This window comes from Claveliimonas bilis (assembly GCF_020892095.1).
GTDB classification, from domain to species: Bacteria; Bacillota; Clostridia; order Lachnospirales; family Lachnospiraceae; genus Claveliimonas; species Claveliimonas bilis.
The window spans coordinates 1,273,618-1,291,185 of sequence record NZ_AP024845.1 but is presented as its reverse complement, the minus strand read 5'-3'; the positions used below and the strand labels follow the sequence as shown (position 1 = coordinate 1,291,185).

At 46.4% G+C, this 17,568-nt stretch carries 17 protein-coding genes and 1 riboswitch; all 17 genes read left to right on the top strand.

The annotated features are described in order from the left end of the window. The first annotated feature begins 4 nt into the window (after positions 1 to 4). The 17 genes from EUBC25_RS06365 (at position 5) to EUBC25_RS06285 (ending at position 17,566) form a co-directional block, all read left to right on the top strand. Positions 5 to 499 (top strand): tRNA (cytidine(34)-2'-O)-methyltransferase, encoded by a 495-nt coding sequence (locus tag EUBC25_RS06365; RefSeq protein ID WP_230107331.1) that lies wholly within the window; start codon positions 5 to 7, stop codon positions 497 to 499. A gap of 180 nt (positions 500 to 679) precedes the next feature. Next, a complete protein-coding gene (locus tag EUBC25_RS06360) occupies positions 680 to 988 on the top strand; it encodes a hypothetical protein (RefSeq protein WP_230107330.1) in 309 nt (102 codons plus the stop codon). 45 nt (positions 989 to 1,033) lie between these two features. Beyond that, entirely contained in the window at positions 1,034 to 3,049 is a 2,016-nt protein-coding gene (locus EUBC25_RS06355; protein WP_230107329.1) for a V-type ATP synthase subunit I, read from the top strand. A 3-nt stretch (positions 3,050 to 3,052) separates the two neighbouring features. Next, positions 3,053 to 3,538 (top strand): V-type ATP synthase subunit K, encoded by a 486-nt coding sequence (locus EUBC25_RS06350; RefSeq protein WP_230107328.1) that lies wholly within the window; start codon positions 3,053 to 3,055, stop codon positions 3,536 to 3,538. A gap of 43 nt (positions 3,539 to 3,581) precedes the next feature. After that, a complete protein-coding gene (locus EUBC25_RS06345; RefSeq protein WP_230107327.1) occupies positions 3,582 to 4,175 on the top strand; it encodes a V-type ATP synthase subunit E in 594 nt (197 codons plus the stop codon). Positions 4,176 to 4,204: 29 nt separating this feature from the next. Continuing rightward, positions 4,205 to 5,173: a V0D/AC39 family V-type ATPase subunit gene (locus EUBC25_RS06340; RefSeq protein WP_230107326.1), complete on the top strand. Its 969-nt coding sequence runs from the start codon at positions 4,205 to 4,207 to the stop codon at positions 5,171 to 5,173. Further along, positions 5,166 to 5,483 (top strand): V-type ATP synthase subunit F, encoded by a 318-nt coding sequence (locus tag EUBC25_RS06335; protein ID WP_230107325.1) that lies wholly within the window; start codon positions 5,166 to 5,168, stop codon positions 5,481 to 5,483. Before EUBC25_RS06340 ends, EUBC25_RS06335 begins: the two co-directional genes overlap by 8 nt. Positions 5,484 to 5,507: 24 nt before the next feature. Next, positions 5,508 to 7,274, top strand: coding sequence for a V-type ATP synthase subunit A (locus EUBC25_RS06330; protein ID WP_230107324.1), 1,767 nt, complete (start codon positions 5,508 to 5,510; stop codon positions 7,272 to 7,274). A gap of 3 nt (positions 7,275 to 7,277) precedes the next feature. Next, a complete protein-coding gene (locus EUBC25_RS06325; protein ID WP_230107323.1) occupies positions 7,278 to 8,651 on the top strand; it encodes a V-type ATP synthase subunit B in 1,374 nt (457 codons plus the stop codon). Positions 8,652 to 8,823: 172 nt separating this feature from the next. Beyond that, positions 8,824 to 9,483: a V-type ATP synthase subunit D gene (locus EUBC25_RS06320; protein ID WP_230107322.1), complete on the top strand. Its 660-nt coding sequence runs from the start codon at positions 8,824 to 8,826 to the stop codon at positions 9,481 to 9,483. A gap of 176 nt (positions 9,484 to 9,659) precedes the next feature. Beyond that, positions 9,660 to 10,016: a hypothetical protein gene (locus EUBC25_RS06315; RefSeq protein ID WP_230107321.1), complete on the top strand. Its 357-nt coding sequence runs from the start codon at positions 9,660 to 9,662 to the stop codon at positions 10,014 to 10,016. 205 nt (positions 10,017 to 10,221) lie between these two features. Continuing rightward, positions 10,222 to 10,719, top strand: coding sequence for a shikimate kinase (locus EUBC25_RS06310; protein ID WP_230107320.1), 498 nt, complete (start codon positions 10,222 to 10,224; stop codon positions 10,717 to 10,719). A 413-nt stretch (positions 10,720 to 11,132) separates the two neighbouring features. Then, positions 11,133 to 12,425 carry a UDP-N-acetylglucosamine 1-carboxyvinyltransferase gene (locus tag EUBC25_RS06305; RefSeq protein WP_230107319.1) on the top strand — a complete coding sequence of 431 codons (1,293 nt, stop codon included), beginning with the start codon at positions 11,133 to 11,135 and terminating at the stop codon, positions 12,423 to 12,425. Between the two features lie 102 nt (positions 12,426 to 12,527). Beyond that, positions 12,528 to 12,627, top strand: a riboswitch (SAM riboswitch). Between the two features lie 87 nt (positions 12,628 to 12,714). Next, positions 12,715 to 13,902 (top strand): methionine adenosyltransferase, encoded by a 1,188-nt coding sequence (gene metK / locus EUBC25_RS06300; RefSeq protein WP_230107318.1) that lies wholly within the window; start codon positions 12,715 to 12,717, stop codon positions 13,900 to 13,902. Between the two features lie 78 nt (positions 13,903 to 13,980). Next, positions 13,981 to 15,477, top strand: coding sequence for a sensor histidine kinase (locus tag EUBC25_RS06295; RefSeq protein WP_230107317.1), 1,497 nt, complete (start codon positions 13,981 to 13,983; stop codon positions 15,475 to 15,477). Beyond that, positions 15,470 to 16,159 carry a response regulator transcription factor gene (locus tag EUBC25_RS06290; RefSeq protein ID WP_230107316.1) on the top strand — a complete coding sequence of 230 codons (690 nt, stop codon included), beginning with the start codon at positions 15,470 to 15,472 and terminating at the stop codon, positions 16,157 to 16,159. Before EUBC25_RS06295 ends, EUBC25_RS06290 begins: the two co-directional genes overlap by 8 nt. 39 nt (positions 16,160 to 16,198) lie before the next feature. Next, on the top strand, positions 16,199 to 17,566 hold the full coding sequence (locus EUBC25_RS06285) for a TrkH family potassium uptake protein (RefSeq protein WP_230107315.1): 1,368 nt from the start codon (positions 16,199 to 16,201) through the stop codon (positions 17,564 to 17,566). Positions 17,567 to 17,568: the final 2 nt, after the last annotated feature.

The following is a 17,568-nucleotide window of genomic DNA, read 5'->3' as shown; positions in this document are numbered from 1 at the left end:
ACAGATGTTGAATATTGTGCTGCATGAGCCGGAGATTCCGGCCAACACAGGGAATATCGGAAGAACCTGTGTGGCTGCCGGAGCCAGGCTTCATCTGATCGAACCTCTTGGCTTCCGCCTAGATGAAAAAAGCCTGAAGAGGGCCGGAATGGACTATTGGAAAGACCTGGATGTAACAACGTACATCGACTATGAAGATTTTCTGGAGAAAAATCCGGGAGCAAAAATCTACATGGCAACGACAAAAGCTGAAAAAATATATACAGAAGTAAATTATGAACCGGACTGTTATATCATGTTCGGAAAGGAAAGTGCAGGAATACCAGAGGAGATTTTGGTAAAACATAAAGAAGAAAGTATCCGGATCCCGATGGTAGGAGACATTCGCTCGCTGAATCTGGGAAATTCTGTTGCGATTGTACTGTATGAAGCGCTTAGACAAAATAATTTTGCAGGAATGTGCAAAGAAGGGCATTTACACCGTTTGGAATGGGAGTAAAAGCCCTTTTTTTATGCCATTATAGAGGCCTGAAATCACCTGTGCGACAAGACTGATTAAATGGGAAATTGTTTGAATTGAGTGATTATTGCAGGAGACGATTTAAAAAGTTGAGACTTTAAACTGGACTTTTCTACTGATTCATAGTAAAATCTTAACTACAAGAGAGGTGGTGAACACATGGTAGAGGAAACCATTAAGTCCATAAAGGAGACAGAAAAGCAAGCAGAAGAACTTGTAAAACAGGCAGAAGAAAAATGCCGGGGTATCCTTGATCATGCATCGGAGGAAGCGAAGGAGATGAAGGATAAGACGCTCGAAGATGCAAAATCCAAAGCTGAGGCGGAGATGGACGCTGCCCGGGCCGAGGGAGATGAGACAGCGAAAAAAGCGCTCGAAGAGGTAAATGTGCAGGTCGCTGCTCTCAAAGAAGAAGCGGGGAAAAAGATGGATGAAGCTGTTCAGACCGTCATTGATAACCTCGTCTGATGTGGGAAGGACCATCACAAAAACAGGAAAAGGAGGGATGAGTCTATGGCAGTATTGCAGATGCAAAGAGTCAGTATCTGTGCGCTGAAGAAGGACCGGAAGTCGATTCTGGAGAAGCTGCAGTCCATGGGGATCCTGGAAATCAGCCAGGTGGCCGATGAGGATGACGCATTTTCCAGAATGGATACCATGAATGCCCGGGTCAGTTTTGAAAAAAAAGCCAATATTGCGGATCAGGCGTTGGATGTACTGGATGGATACGCTCCGGAGTCAAAATCCATGTTTGCTTCGTTGGAAGGCAAAAAGCTGATCGGCAGCAGCCGATTCCAGTCAGCGGTTGCCGACAAAGAGAAAATCATGGATACGGCTGCTGATCTGATCCAGACCAGTAAGGTTATTGCAGAGAAAAAGGCGGCGATCCTGAAGCTTGAAAATCAGATTGAAAGTCTGACCCCGTATCTTTCTCTGGAAGTTCCAATGAACTATTCCGGAACAAAAAAAGTTGCCATGTTTATAGGGACCATGGCGGCGGAGACGCAGCTTCAGGACGTATACAGCACTCTGGCAGAGCAGCTTCCCGAAGTGGAAGCTGTCGATATACAGATCATATCATCTGATCAGGATGCGGTATATCTGGCGGTCCTTTGTATGAGAAAGGACGCGTCAAAGGTGGAAGAAGTCTTGAGATCAGCGGGATTTGCCAGACCGGCACAACTGTCGGAGGAAGTACCGTCTGTTAAGACGCAGGAGCTGAAAGAAAGCATACAACAACTGAATAATGAAATCAAAGAGCAGGAAGACAAGATCAAGTCCTGTGCCGAAGAGAGGGAGCGGCTGAGATACATTTCAGACTATTTCCGCATGAGAGCTGAGAAATATGAGGTGCTGGGAACCCTGCCCCAGTCACAGAGGACATTTGTCATCAGCGGATACACAGCCAAAAAATTTGTGCCTGCGCTGGAAAAAGCCATTGGCGCAAATTACGACTGTGTAATGGATGTAGAAGAAGTGGGAGAGGAAGAAGAAGTTCCCACCATTCTTCAAAACAACAGTTTTTCCAGGAGCTGGGAAGGAATCGTGGAATCCTATGGTCTTCCGAAAAGAGGAGAATTTGACCCGACAACGATCATGTCATTTTTCTATGTATTTTTCTTTGGCATGATGCTGTCAGATGCGGCATACGGAGCAATTTTGGCAATTGCCTGCTTTGTCCTGCTGAAGAAATTTCCGCGTATGAGTCCCGGAATGTACCAGTCTATCAAACTGTTTATGTTCTGTGGAATTTCCACTGTCATTTGGGGAATCCTGTTTGGCGGATACTTTGGAAATATTGTGGATGTGGTATCGGCAAAATTTTTCGGAACAACGATCACACCGGCGGCATTATGGTTTATTCCTTTGAATGATCCGATGAAGCTGCTGGTATACTCTATGCTATTTGGCGTGATTCATCTTTTTGTAGGGCTGGGAATTAAAGGATATATGTGCATTAAAAACAGACAGTTTATGGACTTTTTCTGTGATGTGGTGTTATGGTTCTGCCTGGTTGTGGGATTGATCCTGATGCTGCTTCCGAGCAGTTTGTTTGCATCTATCGCCCAGACAGAGATCGTATTCCCGGATGTGGTGAATCTTATGGCCAAGGTTTTGGCGATTTTTGGAGCAGTCGGAATTGTTCTGATGTCGGGGCGGGGAACGAAAAACCCAGGGATCAGACTTGCTCTTGGAGCATACGATCTCTACAATATTACCGGCTGGTTAAGCGATGTGCTGTCCTATTCTCGTCTGCTGGCGCTGGGATTGGCAACGGGAGTTATTGCTTCTGTTATCAACCAGATGGGAAGCATGGTGCCGAATAATATTTTCGGAATTATTGCATTTATTGTTATTTTTATTGTAGGTCATGCACTGAATCTGGCGATCAACCTGCTGGGAGCATATGTGCATACAAATCGTCTGCAGTTTGTGGAATTTTTCGGTAAATTTTATGAAGGTGGAGGAAAACCTTTTGAGCCTTTCTGTGCAGACACGAAATATGTAGATATTAAGGAGGAAACATAGGTTATGAATATTTTGGAAAATTTAGGAATTGTATATGCTTTGCTTGGTGCAGCAGTAGCAGTATTATTTGCAGGATGCGGTTCAGCCATTGGTGTAGGTATTGCAGGTCAGGCAGCAGCCGGCGTTGTAACAGAAGATCCGAGTAAATTTGCAAAAGTTCTGGTCATCCAGCTTCTGCCTGGTACACAGGGACTTTACGGACTGTTGGTCGGATTCATTACACTGTCTAAGATCGGTATCCTCGGAGGAGGAATTGCAGATATCAGTGTACAGACAGGACTTCTGATCCTTGCAGCATGCCTGCCGGTTGGTATTGTGGGACTGATCTCCGGTAAATCACAGGGACAGGCAGCAGCGGCTTCTATTGGAATCGTGGCAAAGAAACCGGATCAGTTCGGTAAAGCGATGCTGTTCCCGGCGATGGTTGAGACATACGCCATCCTTTCTCTTCTGATTTCTTTCCTGGCAGTAAACGGAATCCAGGTATAGTGAAAAGAAACCAAAAATAAAGGGAGAAAAAGGAGAGCTGAAAATGACTGGATTAGAAAAAATGAAAAGCCAGATCCTGGATGAAGCGAAAGCAACTGCTGACAGCAAGATCCAGGAGGCCGAAAACCAGGCAAAAGAGATCCTGGATACGGCCACACAGGAAGCGGCAAAAGCTGCAGACGGCATCTCCCAGAAATCAGCGGCAGAAATTGCAAATTATAAGGAGCGGGTGGCATCTTCCATTGACCTTAAGAAAAGAACAGAAATCTTAAAAGCAAAGCAGGAAGTGATTGCCGAAGTTCTTGAAAAAGCCTATGAGACAGTATGTGCGATGGATACAGAATCCTATTTCGCGCTGCTTGAAAAAATGCTTGATAAATATGCACTTGCCCAGGAGGGAGAAATCTATTTTTCTGCAGCAGACCGGGAGAGAATGCCGGACGGATTTGCAGCAAAAATAGAGGCGGCAGCGAAAGCCAGGGGCGGAAGCCTGAAGTTTGGAGAAGAAGATAAAAAAGTGACGGACGGTTTTATCCTTGTGTACGGCGGAGTGGAAGAAAACTGTACGATAAGGGCAATGTTCGATGCGAAGAAAGATGAATTATCAGACTGTGTTTATCAGCTGTTATTTTTATAAGCCTGGCAAAAGCGTAAGGAGGAGCTTAAATGAGTGAAATGTATACCTACGCGGTTGCGCGCATACGGGCTTTGGAAGTCTCTCTTTTTTCCAACGCTGTGATCGAGCAGCTGATTGCGTGTCAAAGCTATGAACAGTGCATTCAGTTTCTCGCGGAGCGCGGATGGGGAGACAACGATACGTCTGCAGATGCAGAAAGGATGTTAAAAAGAGAGGAAGAGAAGATATGGCAGGTTATGAAGGAACTTTCCATAGATATGAAAAAATTTGACGTCCTCTCATATCCGAAGCTTTTCCATAATCTGAAAGCGGCCATCAAAGAAGTGTGCACGGAAGATACAGGACGTGACATTTACTATGAAGATGCGGCTGTCCCGGGAAAAGAAATGCTGGAAATTATCCGGGAGAAGGATTTTGGACGGCTGCCCGGAATCATGAGTTCTGTGGCGGCGGAAGCTTACGATACTCTGCTTCACACCCGTGACGGGCAGCTCTGCGATATTATGATCGACAGGGCGGCGCTGGATGCGATCTACAAAGCAGGGATGGAAGCGGAGGATAAGATCATCCGGGATTACGCAGAATCAGCGGTTGCAGTTGCAGACATCAAGATTGCCGTACGTTCACAGAAAACCGCGAAAACAATAGAATTTATGAAACGGGCTATGGCTGAATGCAAAAGCATCAGTGTGGATCAGCTGTCCAGGGCAGCCCTTAACGGGCCGGAAGCAATCCGGGACTACCTGGCAGGTACAGAGTACGCAGGAGGCGCCGAGGCACTTGCAGAGTCCCCGTCCGCATTTGAACGCTGGTGCGACAACCGCATCATACAGACGATCAGCCCGCAGAAATATGAATCATTTACCATAGGCCCGGTAGTAGCCTATGTACTTGCAAGGCAGAATGAAATCAAAACGGTACGAATCATACTTTCCGGCAAGCGAAGCGAACTTCCGGATGATTCAATCCGGGAAAGGGTAAGGGAGATGTATGTATAAGATAGCAGTAATGGGCGACTATGACAGCGTTTATGGCTTCGCCGCACTTGGGCTGGATATATTTCCCATCGCATCCCAGGAGGAGGCCGAGGCAAGATTACATCAGCTGGCAGCAGAAGAGTATGGGGTGATCTATATTACAGAAGCGCTGGCAGCTGAATTAAAACATGAGATTGCAAGATATCAGGATCAGATCATTCCGGCGATCATAGAGATTCCCGGAGTGTCCGGAAATACGGGGAATGGTGTCCGCGGCGTGAAAAAATCCGTGGAACAGGCAGTCGGTTCTGACATCTTATTCAGTAACTAAGAAAGTAGAGGTGATTCGTCCGTTATGAGTACAGGTACGATTAAAAAAGTAGCAGGACCCCTTGTCATTGCATCCGGTATGCGTGATGCAAACATGTCCGACGTTGTACGTGTAAGTAAGCAGCGTCTGATCGGGGAGATCATCGAGATGCACGGTGATGAGGCGTCCATACAGGTATATGAGGAGACATCCGGACTTGGACCGGGAGAACCGGTAGAGTCCACAGGAGCTCCTATGGCGGTTGAGCTTGGACCGGGTCTGATCGCAAGCATCTATGACGGAATCCAGAGACCGCTTGATGATATTATGAAGATTTCAGGAAACAACCTGCAAAGAGGAGTTGAGGTTGCAGCCCTGAAAAGAGATAAGAAATGGGAATTTGTTCCGGTTGCAAAGGTCGGAGATGAAGTGGAAGCAGGCGATGTGCTGGGAACTGTTCAGGAGACAGCCATCGTACAGCAGAAGATCATGGTTCCCTACGGTGTGGAAGGAACAGTAAAAGAAATCAAGTCCGGAGAATTTACGGTAGAAGAGACCATTGCAGTAGTGGAGACAAAGGACGGAGACAAAGAGCTGACCATGATGCAGAAATGGCCGGTAAGGCGCGGACGTCCCTATGTAAAGAAACTGCCGCTGGATGTACCTCTTGTAACCGGACAGCGTGTAGTCGATACCTTCTTCCCGATTGCAAAAGGCGGTGTTGCTGCAGTACCGGGACCATTCGGAAGCGGTAAGACAGTTATTCAGCACCAGCTGGCAAAATGGGCAGAAGCGGACATTGTGGTATATATCGGATGCGGCGAGCGTGGAAATGAGATGACGGACGTTCTGAATGAATTTCCGGAACTGAAGGATCCAAAGACAGGACGCTCCCTGATGGAAAGAACGGTTCTGATCGCAAATACATCGGATATGCCTTTCGCAGCCCGTGAAGCGTCTATTTACACAGGAATTACCATTGCAGAATATTTCCGCGATATGGGATATTCCGTTGCGTTGATGGCAGACTCCACTTCACGGTGGGCGGAGGCGCTCCGTGAAATGTCGGGACGTCTGGAAGAAATGCCCGGTGAGGAAGGTTACCCGGCATACTTAGGTTCCCGTCTTGCAGAATTTTACGAAAGAGCAGGTCATGTGATCTCTCTTGGAAAAGAAGGAAGAGAAGGATCTCTGTCCGTTATCGGAGCCGTATCTCCTCCGGGCGGTGACACTTCAGAGCCGGTATCACAGGCAACCCTGCGTATCGTTAAAGTATTCTGGGGCCTGGATTCCAACCTGGCATACAAGAGACATTTCCCGGCTATCAACTGGCTGACCAGCTATTCTCTGTATCTGGATAATGTCAGTGACTGGTTCAATAATACAGTGGCACCTGACTGGATGGAAGACCGCCAGAAGATGATGAGCCTTCTGCAGGAAGAAGCAGAGCTGGAAGAGATCGTACAGATGGTAGGTATGGATGCACTTTCACCGGTGGACCGCCTGAAGATGGAAGCGGCAAGATCCATCCGTGAGGACTTCCTGCATCAGAACTCTTTCCACGAAGTAGACACCTACACACCGCTTCGGAAACAGTATCTGATGATGAAGCTGGTGCTGGCATTCTATGAGCAGTCTATGGAGGCTCTGAATAAAGGGGCGTCAATGAATGCTCTTTTGGGAATGGCTGTCAGAGAAAAAATCGGACGTTACAAATATACAACCACAGAAAATGTGGAGACAGAGTACGAAAAAATATTAGAGGAATTAAAAGAAGAGATCGCAGGTGCGTTCGGAAAGGAGGACTTCTAAACTATGCCAAAAGAATATAGAACCATACAGGAAGTTGCCGGACCACTTATGATGGTAAAAGGTGTAGAGGGAGTCACATATGACGAACTCGGAGAAATTGAACTTGCAAATGGAGAAAAACGCCGCTGCAAGGTGCTTGAGGTTGACGGAAGCAATGTAGTTGTACAGCTCTATGAAAATGCTGCAGGAATTAACCTTAGCAACAGCAAGGTGCGGTTCCTTGGACGAAGCATGGAGCTTGGCGTGTCAGGCGATATGCTGGGACGTGTATTCGACGGTCTGGGACGTCCGATTGACGACGGCCCGGAAATCCTGCCGGATGAAAGAAGAGATATCAATGGTCTGCCTATGAACCCGGCGGCCCGCGTATACCCGGAAGAGTTTATCCAGACAGGCGTATCTGCCATTGACGGACTGAACACTCTTGTCCGCGGACAGAAACTTCCGATCTTCTCCTGTTCCGGTCTGCCTCATTCACAGTTGGCAGCCCAGATCGCGAGACAGGCAAAGGTGCGGGGAACAGACGAGAATTTCGCCGTTGTATTCGCTGCTATGGGTATTACATTTGAGGAGTCTAACTTCTTCGTAGAATCCTTCAAGGAGACAGGAGCCATCGACAGAACCGTTCTGTTTGTCAATCTGGCAAATGACCCTGCAGTTGAGCGTATTTCCACACCGCGTATGGCGCTGACAGCAGCGGAATACCTTGCGTTTGAAAAGGATATGCATGTCCTTGTTATTCTGACAGACATCACAAACTATGCGGATGCTCTCCGTGAGATCTCCGCAGCGAAAAAAGAAGTTCCCGGACGCCGCGGCTACCCCGGATATATGTACACAGACCTTGCACAGATGTATGAGCGTGCAGGACGTCAGAGAGGAAAAAGCGGAAGTATCACGATGATCCCGATCCTGACCATGCCGGAAGATGACAAGACCCATCCGATCCCGGACCTTACCGGATATATCACAGAGGGTCAGGTAATCTTAAGCCGTGATCTGTATCGAAAAGGCGTTCAGCCGCCCATCGATGTACTGCCGTCCCTGTCCCGTCTGAAAGATAAAGGTATCGGCGAGGGTAAGACAAGAGCAGATCATTCTAATACAATGAACCAGCTCTTTGCCGCATATTCCCGCGGAAAAGACGCGAAAGAGCTTATGACGATCCTTGGTGAAGCAGCTCTGACAGAGATCGATTTGATCTATGCAAAATTTGCAGACGAATTTGAAAAAGAATACGTATCCCAGGGATACAACACAGACAGATCTATAGAAGAGACACTGGATATTGGCTGGAAACTGCTGTCCATACTTCCAAGATCCGAATTGAAACGAATCGACGATAAGTATCTGGATATGTACTATGGTAAACAATAAGCCATGCGCAGATGTGCAGAATCAGTTGTGCAGATTTATCTGCTGACAACTGATTCTGTGCAGATGCATAGGGCGTACGCCCTCCAGCGAGAAGGAGCGGAGCGGAATCGAGCTGGGGCATGGCGGGGGACGGCATGCACGTCCTCATGAGAAAATTAAAGGAGGCAGCAAAATGGCATCTACACAGATCACTCCAACCCGTATGGAGCTGACCAGAACGAAGAAAAAACTTGCCACAGCCAGAAGAGGCCACAAGCTTCTGAAGGATAAGCGTGACGAGTTGATGCGGCAGTTTCTGGATCTGGCAAGGGAAAATATGGAGCTTCGTCAGAAGGTGGAAGCCGGAATCCTCTCTGCAAATAAGAATTTTGTCATAGCAAGGGCCGGAATGGATGCGGCCACATTAAATACAGCTTTAATGGCGCCAAAACAGGAAGTGAACCTGGAGGTCGGCAAGAAAAATGTCATGAGCGTTAATATTCCGGTGTTTGAGTCAAAGACAAGGACAGCGGATGCCAATGACATTTACTCATATGGTTTCGCATTTACATCCAGCGATCTGGACGGAGCGGTGAAATCATTGGCAGATATTTTGCCGGATATGCTGAAGCTTGCGGAGACGGAAAAAGCATGCCAGCTTATGGCGGCTGAGATTGAAAAGACAAGACGCCGTGTAAATGCTTTGGAGCATGTGATTATTCCGGAAGCACAGGAAACAATCAAATACATCACGATGAAGCTGGATGAGAACGAGAGAAGTTCCCAGATCCGTCTGATGAAGGTAAAAGATATGATGCTCGAAGATGCACATCATTACAGCGAACGGGCATAAATGATCCGATCCCCCGAAACCGGAGTGTGTTCTGGTTTTTGGGGGATTTTCTGTTTGGCAGAAAACGCCATTCCCCGCTAAATAAAATGTTCTGTGGGATGCGCCTTATGTAACAAACAGCCGATTTTGGAATATACTATTTCCAGATAACTCTTTTTCAGGAGGGCGTAAGACGAATGGAAAGGAAATTACCGTATTACATGGCATATCCCATGCCGCTTTTATATGACGATGAGAGACTGGAAAGAAGAGATTTTGAATACATGAAGAGTATGTATCCGGAAACTGCAAAAAGAGCGCTGCCCTTCGTGGAGGAAGAGTGCGACCGCATGGAATATGAAGGCAGCATGTTATATGATGAATACCCGGATAAACTGCAGCTTAGACTGATGTGCAGCCGTATTTATAATAAGATGGAAGACCGGGAAGAAAACCCGGGAGAATGGCTTGGAGAACTTCTGGAAGTTATGCTGTACCAGGAGATTTATAAAAGACGCTGTGACCACAGAAAATACAGAAGAAAGTATTATTGATATTCTGTCAGGCTTTCCTCTGTTTTTCTTGCCGACTATATGACCGGATAGTTCAAAATGTGTGGTAAGCAGTTTTAAAAATATGTAAATGGACAAATAAATAGAAAATGTGATACAATAGCAAAAATAGTTTCGGTTTGGGAGAAGATTTTGCCTGCAGGTGGTCAAGGCAAAGTGGGGAGAACAAAAGATAGGGAGAAGGAGTATGAATAATATTATTTTTATCGGAATGCCGGCCTCCGGAAAGAGTACCATAGGGGTTGTTGCAGCAAAGCGGCTGGGATACGGATTTATTGATCCGGATATCCTGATACAGGAACAGGAAAAACGTTTGCTGCATGAGATTATTAGAGAAGAGGGGCTGGATAGATTCCGGGAAATTGAGGACGAGGTGAATGCCCGGATAGAGGCAGAGCACACTGTGATCTCTCCGGGCGGAAGTATTGTATACTGCAGGAATGCTATGGAGCATTTTAAAAAGATCGGAAAAATCGTATATCTTCAGGCATCGTATGAAACGATAAGAGACAGGATCGGTGATCCTCACAAACGGGGCGTTACACTTCGGGAAGGACAGTCACTTCGGGAACTTTATGAGGAGAGGAAAGTTCTGTTCGAAAGATATGCAGATATCACAATCAGCGAAGATGGGTTGACATTGGAGCAGACAATTGGTAAAGTTTTAGAGGCATTAGAAAATTAACATTTTTTGACTTGGTAAAATGTTACAGAATTTTTACACAAGTATAAAAAATGTTTTACAACCGGCTGATATATGATATAATGTCATCGGACATTATATCTGCGCACGTCGGTTTTGGCGGAACCGCCAAAAGCCGAGCGCTAAAAATCTGCCGGAGGCATCGAGTCCGCGAGGACGAGATATAATGTCATCGGGACATTATATCTGCGCATATCGGTTTTAGCGGAACCGCTAAAAGCCGAGCGCTAAAAATCTGCCGAGGATATTATACCCGCAAAGATTTGGGACGGCAGGATATCAATGCCATGAATTTCGAAGAAAATTTACGATATAATAATGATTATAAACGGGCAAAAAAAGCTTCAAGATCTGTCGAAAGAAGGCAGAGAATGAGAGTGTGATCGAGGTGCAGTATGGAACAATATATTATTAAAGGCGGCAATCCGCTTGTCGGTGAAGTGGAGATAGGCGGAGCAAAAAATGCAGCCCTTGCTATTCTTGCGGCTGCAATTATGAGTGATGAAACAGTTATGATTGACAATCTTCCGGATGTCAATGACATTAATGTACTGCTGGATGCTATTTCCGGGATCGGAGCGTCTGTGCACCGTGTGGACCGCCACACCGTAAAGATTAACGGGCGGGGCGTATCCAGTTTTGATATTGAATATGACTATATTAAGAAGATAAGAGCATCTTATTATCTGCTGGGAGCTCTTCTTGGGAAATATAAAAGAGCAGAGGTGGCGCTTCCGGGAGGATGCAACATTGGAAGCCGTCCCATTGACCAGCATTTGAAAGGATTCCGCGCGCTTGGTGCGGATGTGGACATTGAACACGGCAAGATTATCGCAGAGGCAACAAGGCTGGTAGGAAAACACATTTATTTTGATGTTGTCAGTGTGGGCGCTACCATCAATGTTATGATGGCGGCAGCCATGGCAGAGGGGCTTACCATTCTTGAAAATGTTGCGAAAGAACCGCATGTTGTAGATGTTGCCAACTTCCTCAACAGTATGGGAGCAAATATCAGGGGAGCAGGAACGGATGTGATCAAGATCCGTGGAGTTTCTCATCTGCATCGTACAGAGTATTCTGTTATTCCGGATCAGATCGAGGCTGGAACTTTCATGTTTGCAGCGGCAGCTACCAAAGGAGATGTAACGGTTCTGAATGTGATTCCGAAACATCTGGAGGCAACAATTGCAAAGCTTGTGGAAATCGGATGTGAGGTAGAGGAATTTGACGATGCGGTGCGCGTCGTGTCCAAGGGTAGCTTGAGCTGCACACATGTAAAAACCCTTCCTTATCCGGGATTTCCTACAGATATGCAGCCGCAGATCGGCGTGACACTTGCTCTTTGTAAAGGGACAAGTATTATCACGGAAAGCATTTTCGAGAACAGATTTAAATATTTGGATGAGCTGGCACGTATGGGAGCCAATGTAAAGGTAGAAGGAAATTCCGCTACCATTGAAGGTGTGGAAAAATTTTCAGCTGCACGGGTGAGCGCGCCGGATCTTCGGGCAGGAGCGGCGCTGTGTATCGCGGGGCTGGCTGCTGACGGTATTACGATCGTGGATGATATCGTTTATATCCAGAGAGGCTATGAGCGTTTCGACGAGAAGCTAAGAAGCCTGGGGGCTGTGATCGAAAAAGTTTCCACAGAAAAAGAAATCCGTAAGTTTATGCTGAAGGTGGGCTAGATTTTCGGAAATATCTATTGACTTATGCAAAGAAAGCATATAAAGTATTATTTGTATCATTTGCGATACAGAGGAACAATTCAATAACAGAAACGTGTATTTCTCTTATTCAGAGCAGTGGAGGTACAAAGGACCTGTGAAGCTGCGGCAACCCCGATAGAACGGAAGGTGCCAACCTGAGCGAGTGATCGAACAATAAGAGGATTGGTTTGGTTTATAACAGTCCGCTTATTTTTAATAAGCGGACTTTTTACTGCCAGCTGGACAAGAGAAAGGAAAAGGAGCAGATATGGAAAAAAGATTATTTACATCCGAATCAGTAACAGAAGGACATCCGGATAAGATGTGCGACCAGATATCAGATGCGATCCTGGACGCGCTGATGGAGCAGGACCCCATGAGCCGTGTGGCATGTGAGACTTGTACGACAACAGGTCTTGTGCTGGTTATGGGTGAGATTACAACAAACGCGTACGTAGATATCCAGAAAATTGTAAGAGATACTGTCCGGGAGATCGGTTATACAAGAGGCAAGTATGGATTTGACGCTGATACATGCGGCGTGATCACAGCGATTGACGAACAGTCCTCGGATATTGCCATGGGTGTTGATAAAGCGCTGGAGGCAAAGGAAAATAAAATGTCAGAGGAAGAGCTGGATGCTATCGGAGCCGGAGATCAGGGAATGATGTTCGGCTATGCCACAGATGAGACGGAAGAGATGCTGCCGTATCCGGCAGCGCTGGCACACAAGCTTGCGAGAAGACTTGCGGAAGTAAGAAAGGACGGAACTCTTTCATATTTGAGACCGGACGGAAAGACACAGGTAACTGTAGAGTATGATGAAGAGGGAGTTCCCTGCAGACTGGACGCAGTTGTTCTCTCCACACAGCATGATCCGGATGTGACACAGGAGCAGATCCATGAGGATATCCGCAAATATGTGTTTGATGTCATTATTCCGAAAGGAATGACAGATGAAAATACAAAATATTTTATCAATCCTACCGGACGCTTTGTGATAGGAGGACCCCACGGTGACAGTGGACTGACAGGAAGGAAGATCATTGTAGATTCTTATGGCGGAATGGCCCGTCACGGAGGCGGAGCGTTTTCCGGAAAGGACTGCACGAAAGTGGATCGTTCTGCCGCATATGCAGCGCGGTATGTTGCAAAAAATATCGTTGCAGCAGGACTGGCTAAGAAATGTGAGATTCAGCTTTCCTATGCCATAGGAGTTGCACACCCGACTTCAGTTATGGTAGATACCTTTGGAACCGGAAAAGTAAGCGATGAAAAGCTTGTGGAGATCATCAGAGATAACTTTGACCTTCGCCCGGCGGGCATTATTAAAATGCTGGATCTTAGAAGGCCTATCTACAAACAGACTGCAGCATACGGCCATTTTGGGCGCACAGACCTGGATCTTCCCTGGGAAAAGACAGATCGGGCAGAAGATCTGAAAAAGTATTTATAAAAAGTTTATAAAAATTTATGAGCGCTTTTTAAGGAAAGCGCTCTTTTTGTGCTAAAATAAAAACGGAGGTCTGTGCGTATGAAATTTAAAACTCGTTTGATCATTGCGTTTCTGGCAGTGATCATGGTGCCGGTACTTTTGACCAGCCTTTTTATTATGCTGATCGGTCAGTACCAGTTAAGTGCAATTGAAAAAACATATGGAATCTCCGGGACGACTTTTGATGCTCTGTCGAATCCTCTTCAGGTGATGGGCAGACTGACAGAAAATTCTTACCACGAGCTGCAGGCGACAGTCAGAGAAGACCCTTCTAAGCTTATAGATGCCACATATCTCAATGATTTTAATTCGGCGCTGAATAAAAAGAAATCTTATCTGATCGTCAGAGGAGAGGGAACGATTCTTTACATTGGTATTGATACAGAAGAGGCAGACAGTGTAATAGATCAGCTGCCCGGTTATGGAGAATCGGAGACTACATCCGAGAACGGGATCTATCTGGGAGGAGCAGCGCAGGCTCTTGTAAGGCAGGTGGATTTTCAGTTTGATGACGGGGCAACAGCCAGTGCGTTTATTGTTACCGATGTGGGAAATGCAATTCCGGAGCTGGAGGATTTTGCCGTTGATGTTCTGGCGGCGGTTGCGCTTATTTTGATCTTTACGGCGTTTATTCTTGTATTCTGGATCTATCATACAGTCATGGGACCCTTGAGGAAGGTGCGAAAGGCAGCACAGAGTATTAAAGAAGGGAACCTTGACTTTGAGCTGAAATGGAAGACAGATGACGAGCTGGGGCGGCTGTGCCAGGATTTTGAGGAAATGAGAAAGAGGCTGAAAGCCAATGCAGAAGAAAAGCTTTCTTTTGATAATGAAAACAAAGAGCTGATCAGCAACATTTCCCATGATCTGAAGACGCCCGTGACAGCCATTAAAGGCTATGCGGAAGGAATTATAGACGGAGTTGCGGATACGCCGGAGAAAATGGATAAATATGTCCGGACGATCTACAATAAAGCCAGTGAGATGGATACTCTGATCAATGAACTGACTTTATATTCCAAGATAGATACAAACCGGATCCCTTACAATTTTAAGATCATTTCTGTCAACGATTATTTCAATGACTGTGCCGAGGAGCTTTCTCTTGAGCTGGAGTCCAGAAATGTAGAGTTTGGCTATTTTAACTATGTGGAAGAAGACGTGAAAGTGATTGCTGATGCGGAGCAGATCAAGAGGGTGATCAACAATATTATCAACAATTCACTGAAGTACATGGATAAGCAGAAGGGAAAAATCAATCTGCGTGTGAAAGATGTAGGAGATTTTGTGCAAATTGAACTGGAAGACAATGGAAGAGGGATCGCGACAAAAGATCTCACCAATATATTTGAGCGGTTTTACAGAACGGATGCTTCCCGAAATTCTTCCAAAGGAGGAAGCGGGATTGGTCTGTCCATTGTAAAGAAAATTATAGAAGAACACGGAGGCAAGATCTGGGCGACCAGCCGGGAAGGAACAGGAACGACGATGTATTTTGTACTCCGTAAATATCAGGAGGTACCGATCAATGAGTAAAATATTGATAGTAGAGGATGAAGAGGCGATTGCTGACCTGGAAAAAGATTATCTGGAACTTTCCGGATTTACAGTAGAGGTGGCAAACGATGGAGAGAGCGGACTTAATATGGCTCTTGGAAATGATTACAATCTGCTGATCCTGGATCTGATGCTGCCTGGCGTAGACGGATTTGAGATATGCCGTCAGGTGCGGGATAAGAAAAACACACCGATCATTATGGTTTCCGCTAAAAAAGATGATATTGATAAGATCCGGGGACTGGGGCTCGGAGCTGATGATTATATGACGAAGCCTTTCAGCCCCAGTGAACTTGTGGCAAGGGTAAAGGCCCATCTTGCCCGTTATGAGCGGCTGATCGGAAGTGCGGCTGAGGCCAATAAGATCATCGAGATCCGTGGGCTTAAGATTGACACGACAGCCCGCAGAGTGTGGGTCAATGGAGTGGAGAAGAACTTTACCACCAAGGAATTTGATTTGCTGACTTTTCTTGCAAGTCATCCCAATCATGTGTATACTAAGGATGAATTGTTCAGCGAAATATGGGACATGGAATCCATTGGAGATATTGCCACTGTCACAGTGCATATCAAAAAGATACGTGAAAAGATTGAGGTGGATACGGCTAATCCTCAGTATATCGAGACAATATGGGGAGTGGGCTACCGCTTCAGAATGTAGAAAAAACATGTCCTTTGCACAAAATGTGGAGGCTGTAGTATGAAAAAGAATATCAGATGGAACACAATGAAGATACTGGCAGCAGGTTTTCTGGGAGTGATCCTTGCAGGGGGAGTACTGTTATGGCTTCCTGCCTGCAATACCCGCCCGATTGCTTTTATGGACGCATTGTTTACATCGACATCGGCTGTCTGCGTAACTGGTCTTGTAACAGTGACCCCGGAAGCGCAGTTCACCCTGCTTGGACAGGTGATACTCCTGATCCTGATCCAGGTGGGAGGACTGGGGGTGATCGCATGTGTGACAGCCTTTTTTCTTATTTTACGGAAAAAGATTACGGTAAAAGAAAGGATTGTTATCCAGGAGACCTATAACATGGATTCGCCGGGCGGCATGGTGAAATTTATCTTAAGAATCCTGAAAGGAACCTTTATTGTAGAGGGAGTGGGGGCGCTGCTGTATGCTTTCCAGTTTATTCCGGAATATGGAGTAATAAAAGGAATCTGGTACTCTGTATTTCATGCGGTCTCTGCGTTCTGTAACGCCGGGATCGATATCCTGGGAAGCAGCAGTTTTATAAAATACGTAAATAACCCTCTCATAAATGTGACGACGATGCTGCTGATCATCCTGGGAGGCCTGGGATTCATTGTCTGGTATGATCTGCTGGCCGGCATCCGAAGAGCGTGGAAAAAGGAAAATCCGGGAAGATGGTGGTTTACAAGGCTTTCCCTTCATTCTAAGGTAGTGCTGACAGTAACAGCCGGAATGATATGCGCCGGGGCTTTGAATTTCTTCCTGGCAGAGTACAGCAATCCGGATACTTTGGGAAATCTTCCGATTGGAAGTAAGATTATGGCATCCTTTTTCCAGTCTGTTACTACAAGAACAGCAGGGTTTGCAACCATTCCGCAGGCAGCTCTGACAACGGAATCCCAGATGGTGAGCTGTGTGCTGATGTTTATCGGCGGATCTCCCGGCGGAACAGCCGGAGGGATCAAAACAACAACCATCGGTCTCATTGTGATCTGCTGTATGGCTGTGGTGAAAGGAAGAGACGACGCAGAGTGTTTTGGCAGAAAAGTGGCAGAACGGAACATTCGTATGGGATCGGCTGTCATTACACTGGCAGTGATCGCGTTGTTTACCGGGACAGCTATTGTGGCAGGAATTGAGAAGGATGTATCCTTTATCCGGGTTCTCTATGAGACCTGCTCGGCAATCGGAACCGTGGGACTGACCGCTGACCTGACGCCGGATCTTGCAAGGGGCAGTCAGGCAGTTATTATGATCCTGATGTATATTGGCCGGATCGGACCGATGACGCTGGCGCTTTTGTTTGGCGGGCGGGCAAAACAAAAAGGACTGGAGCGGGAACTGCCCACACAGAGAGTTATGGTAGGTTAGGA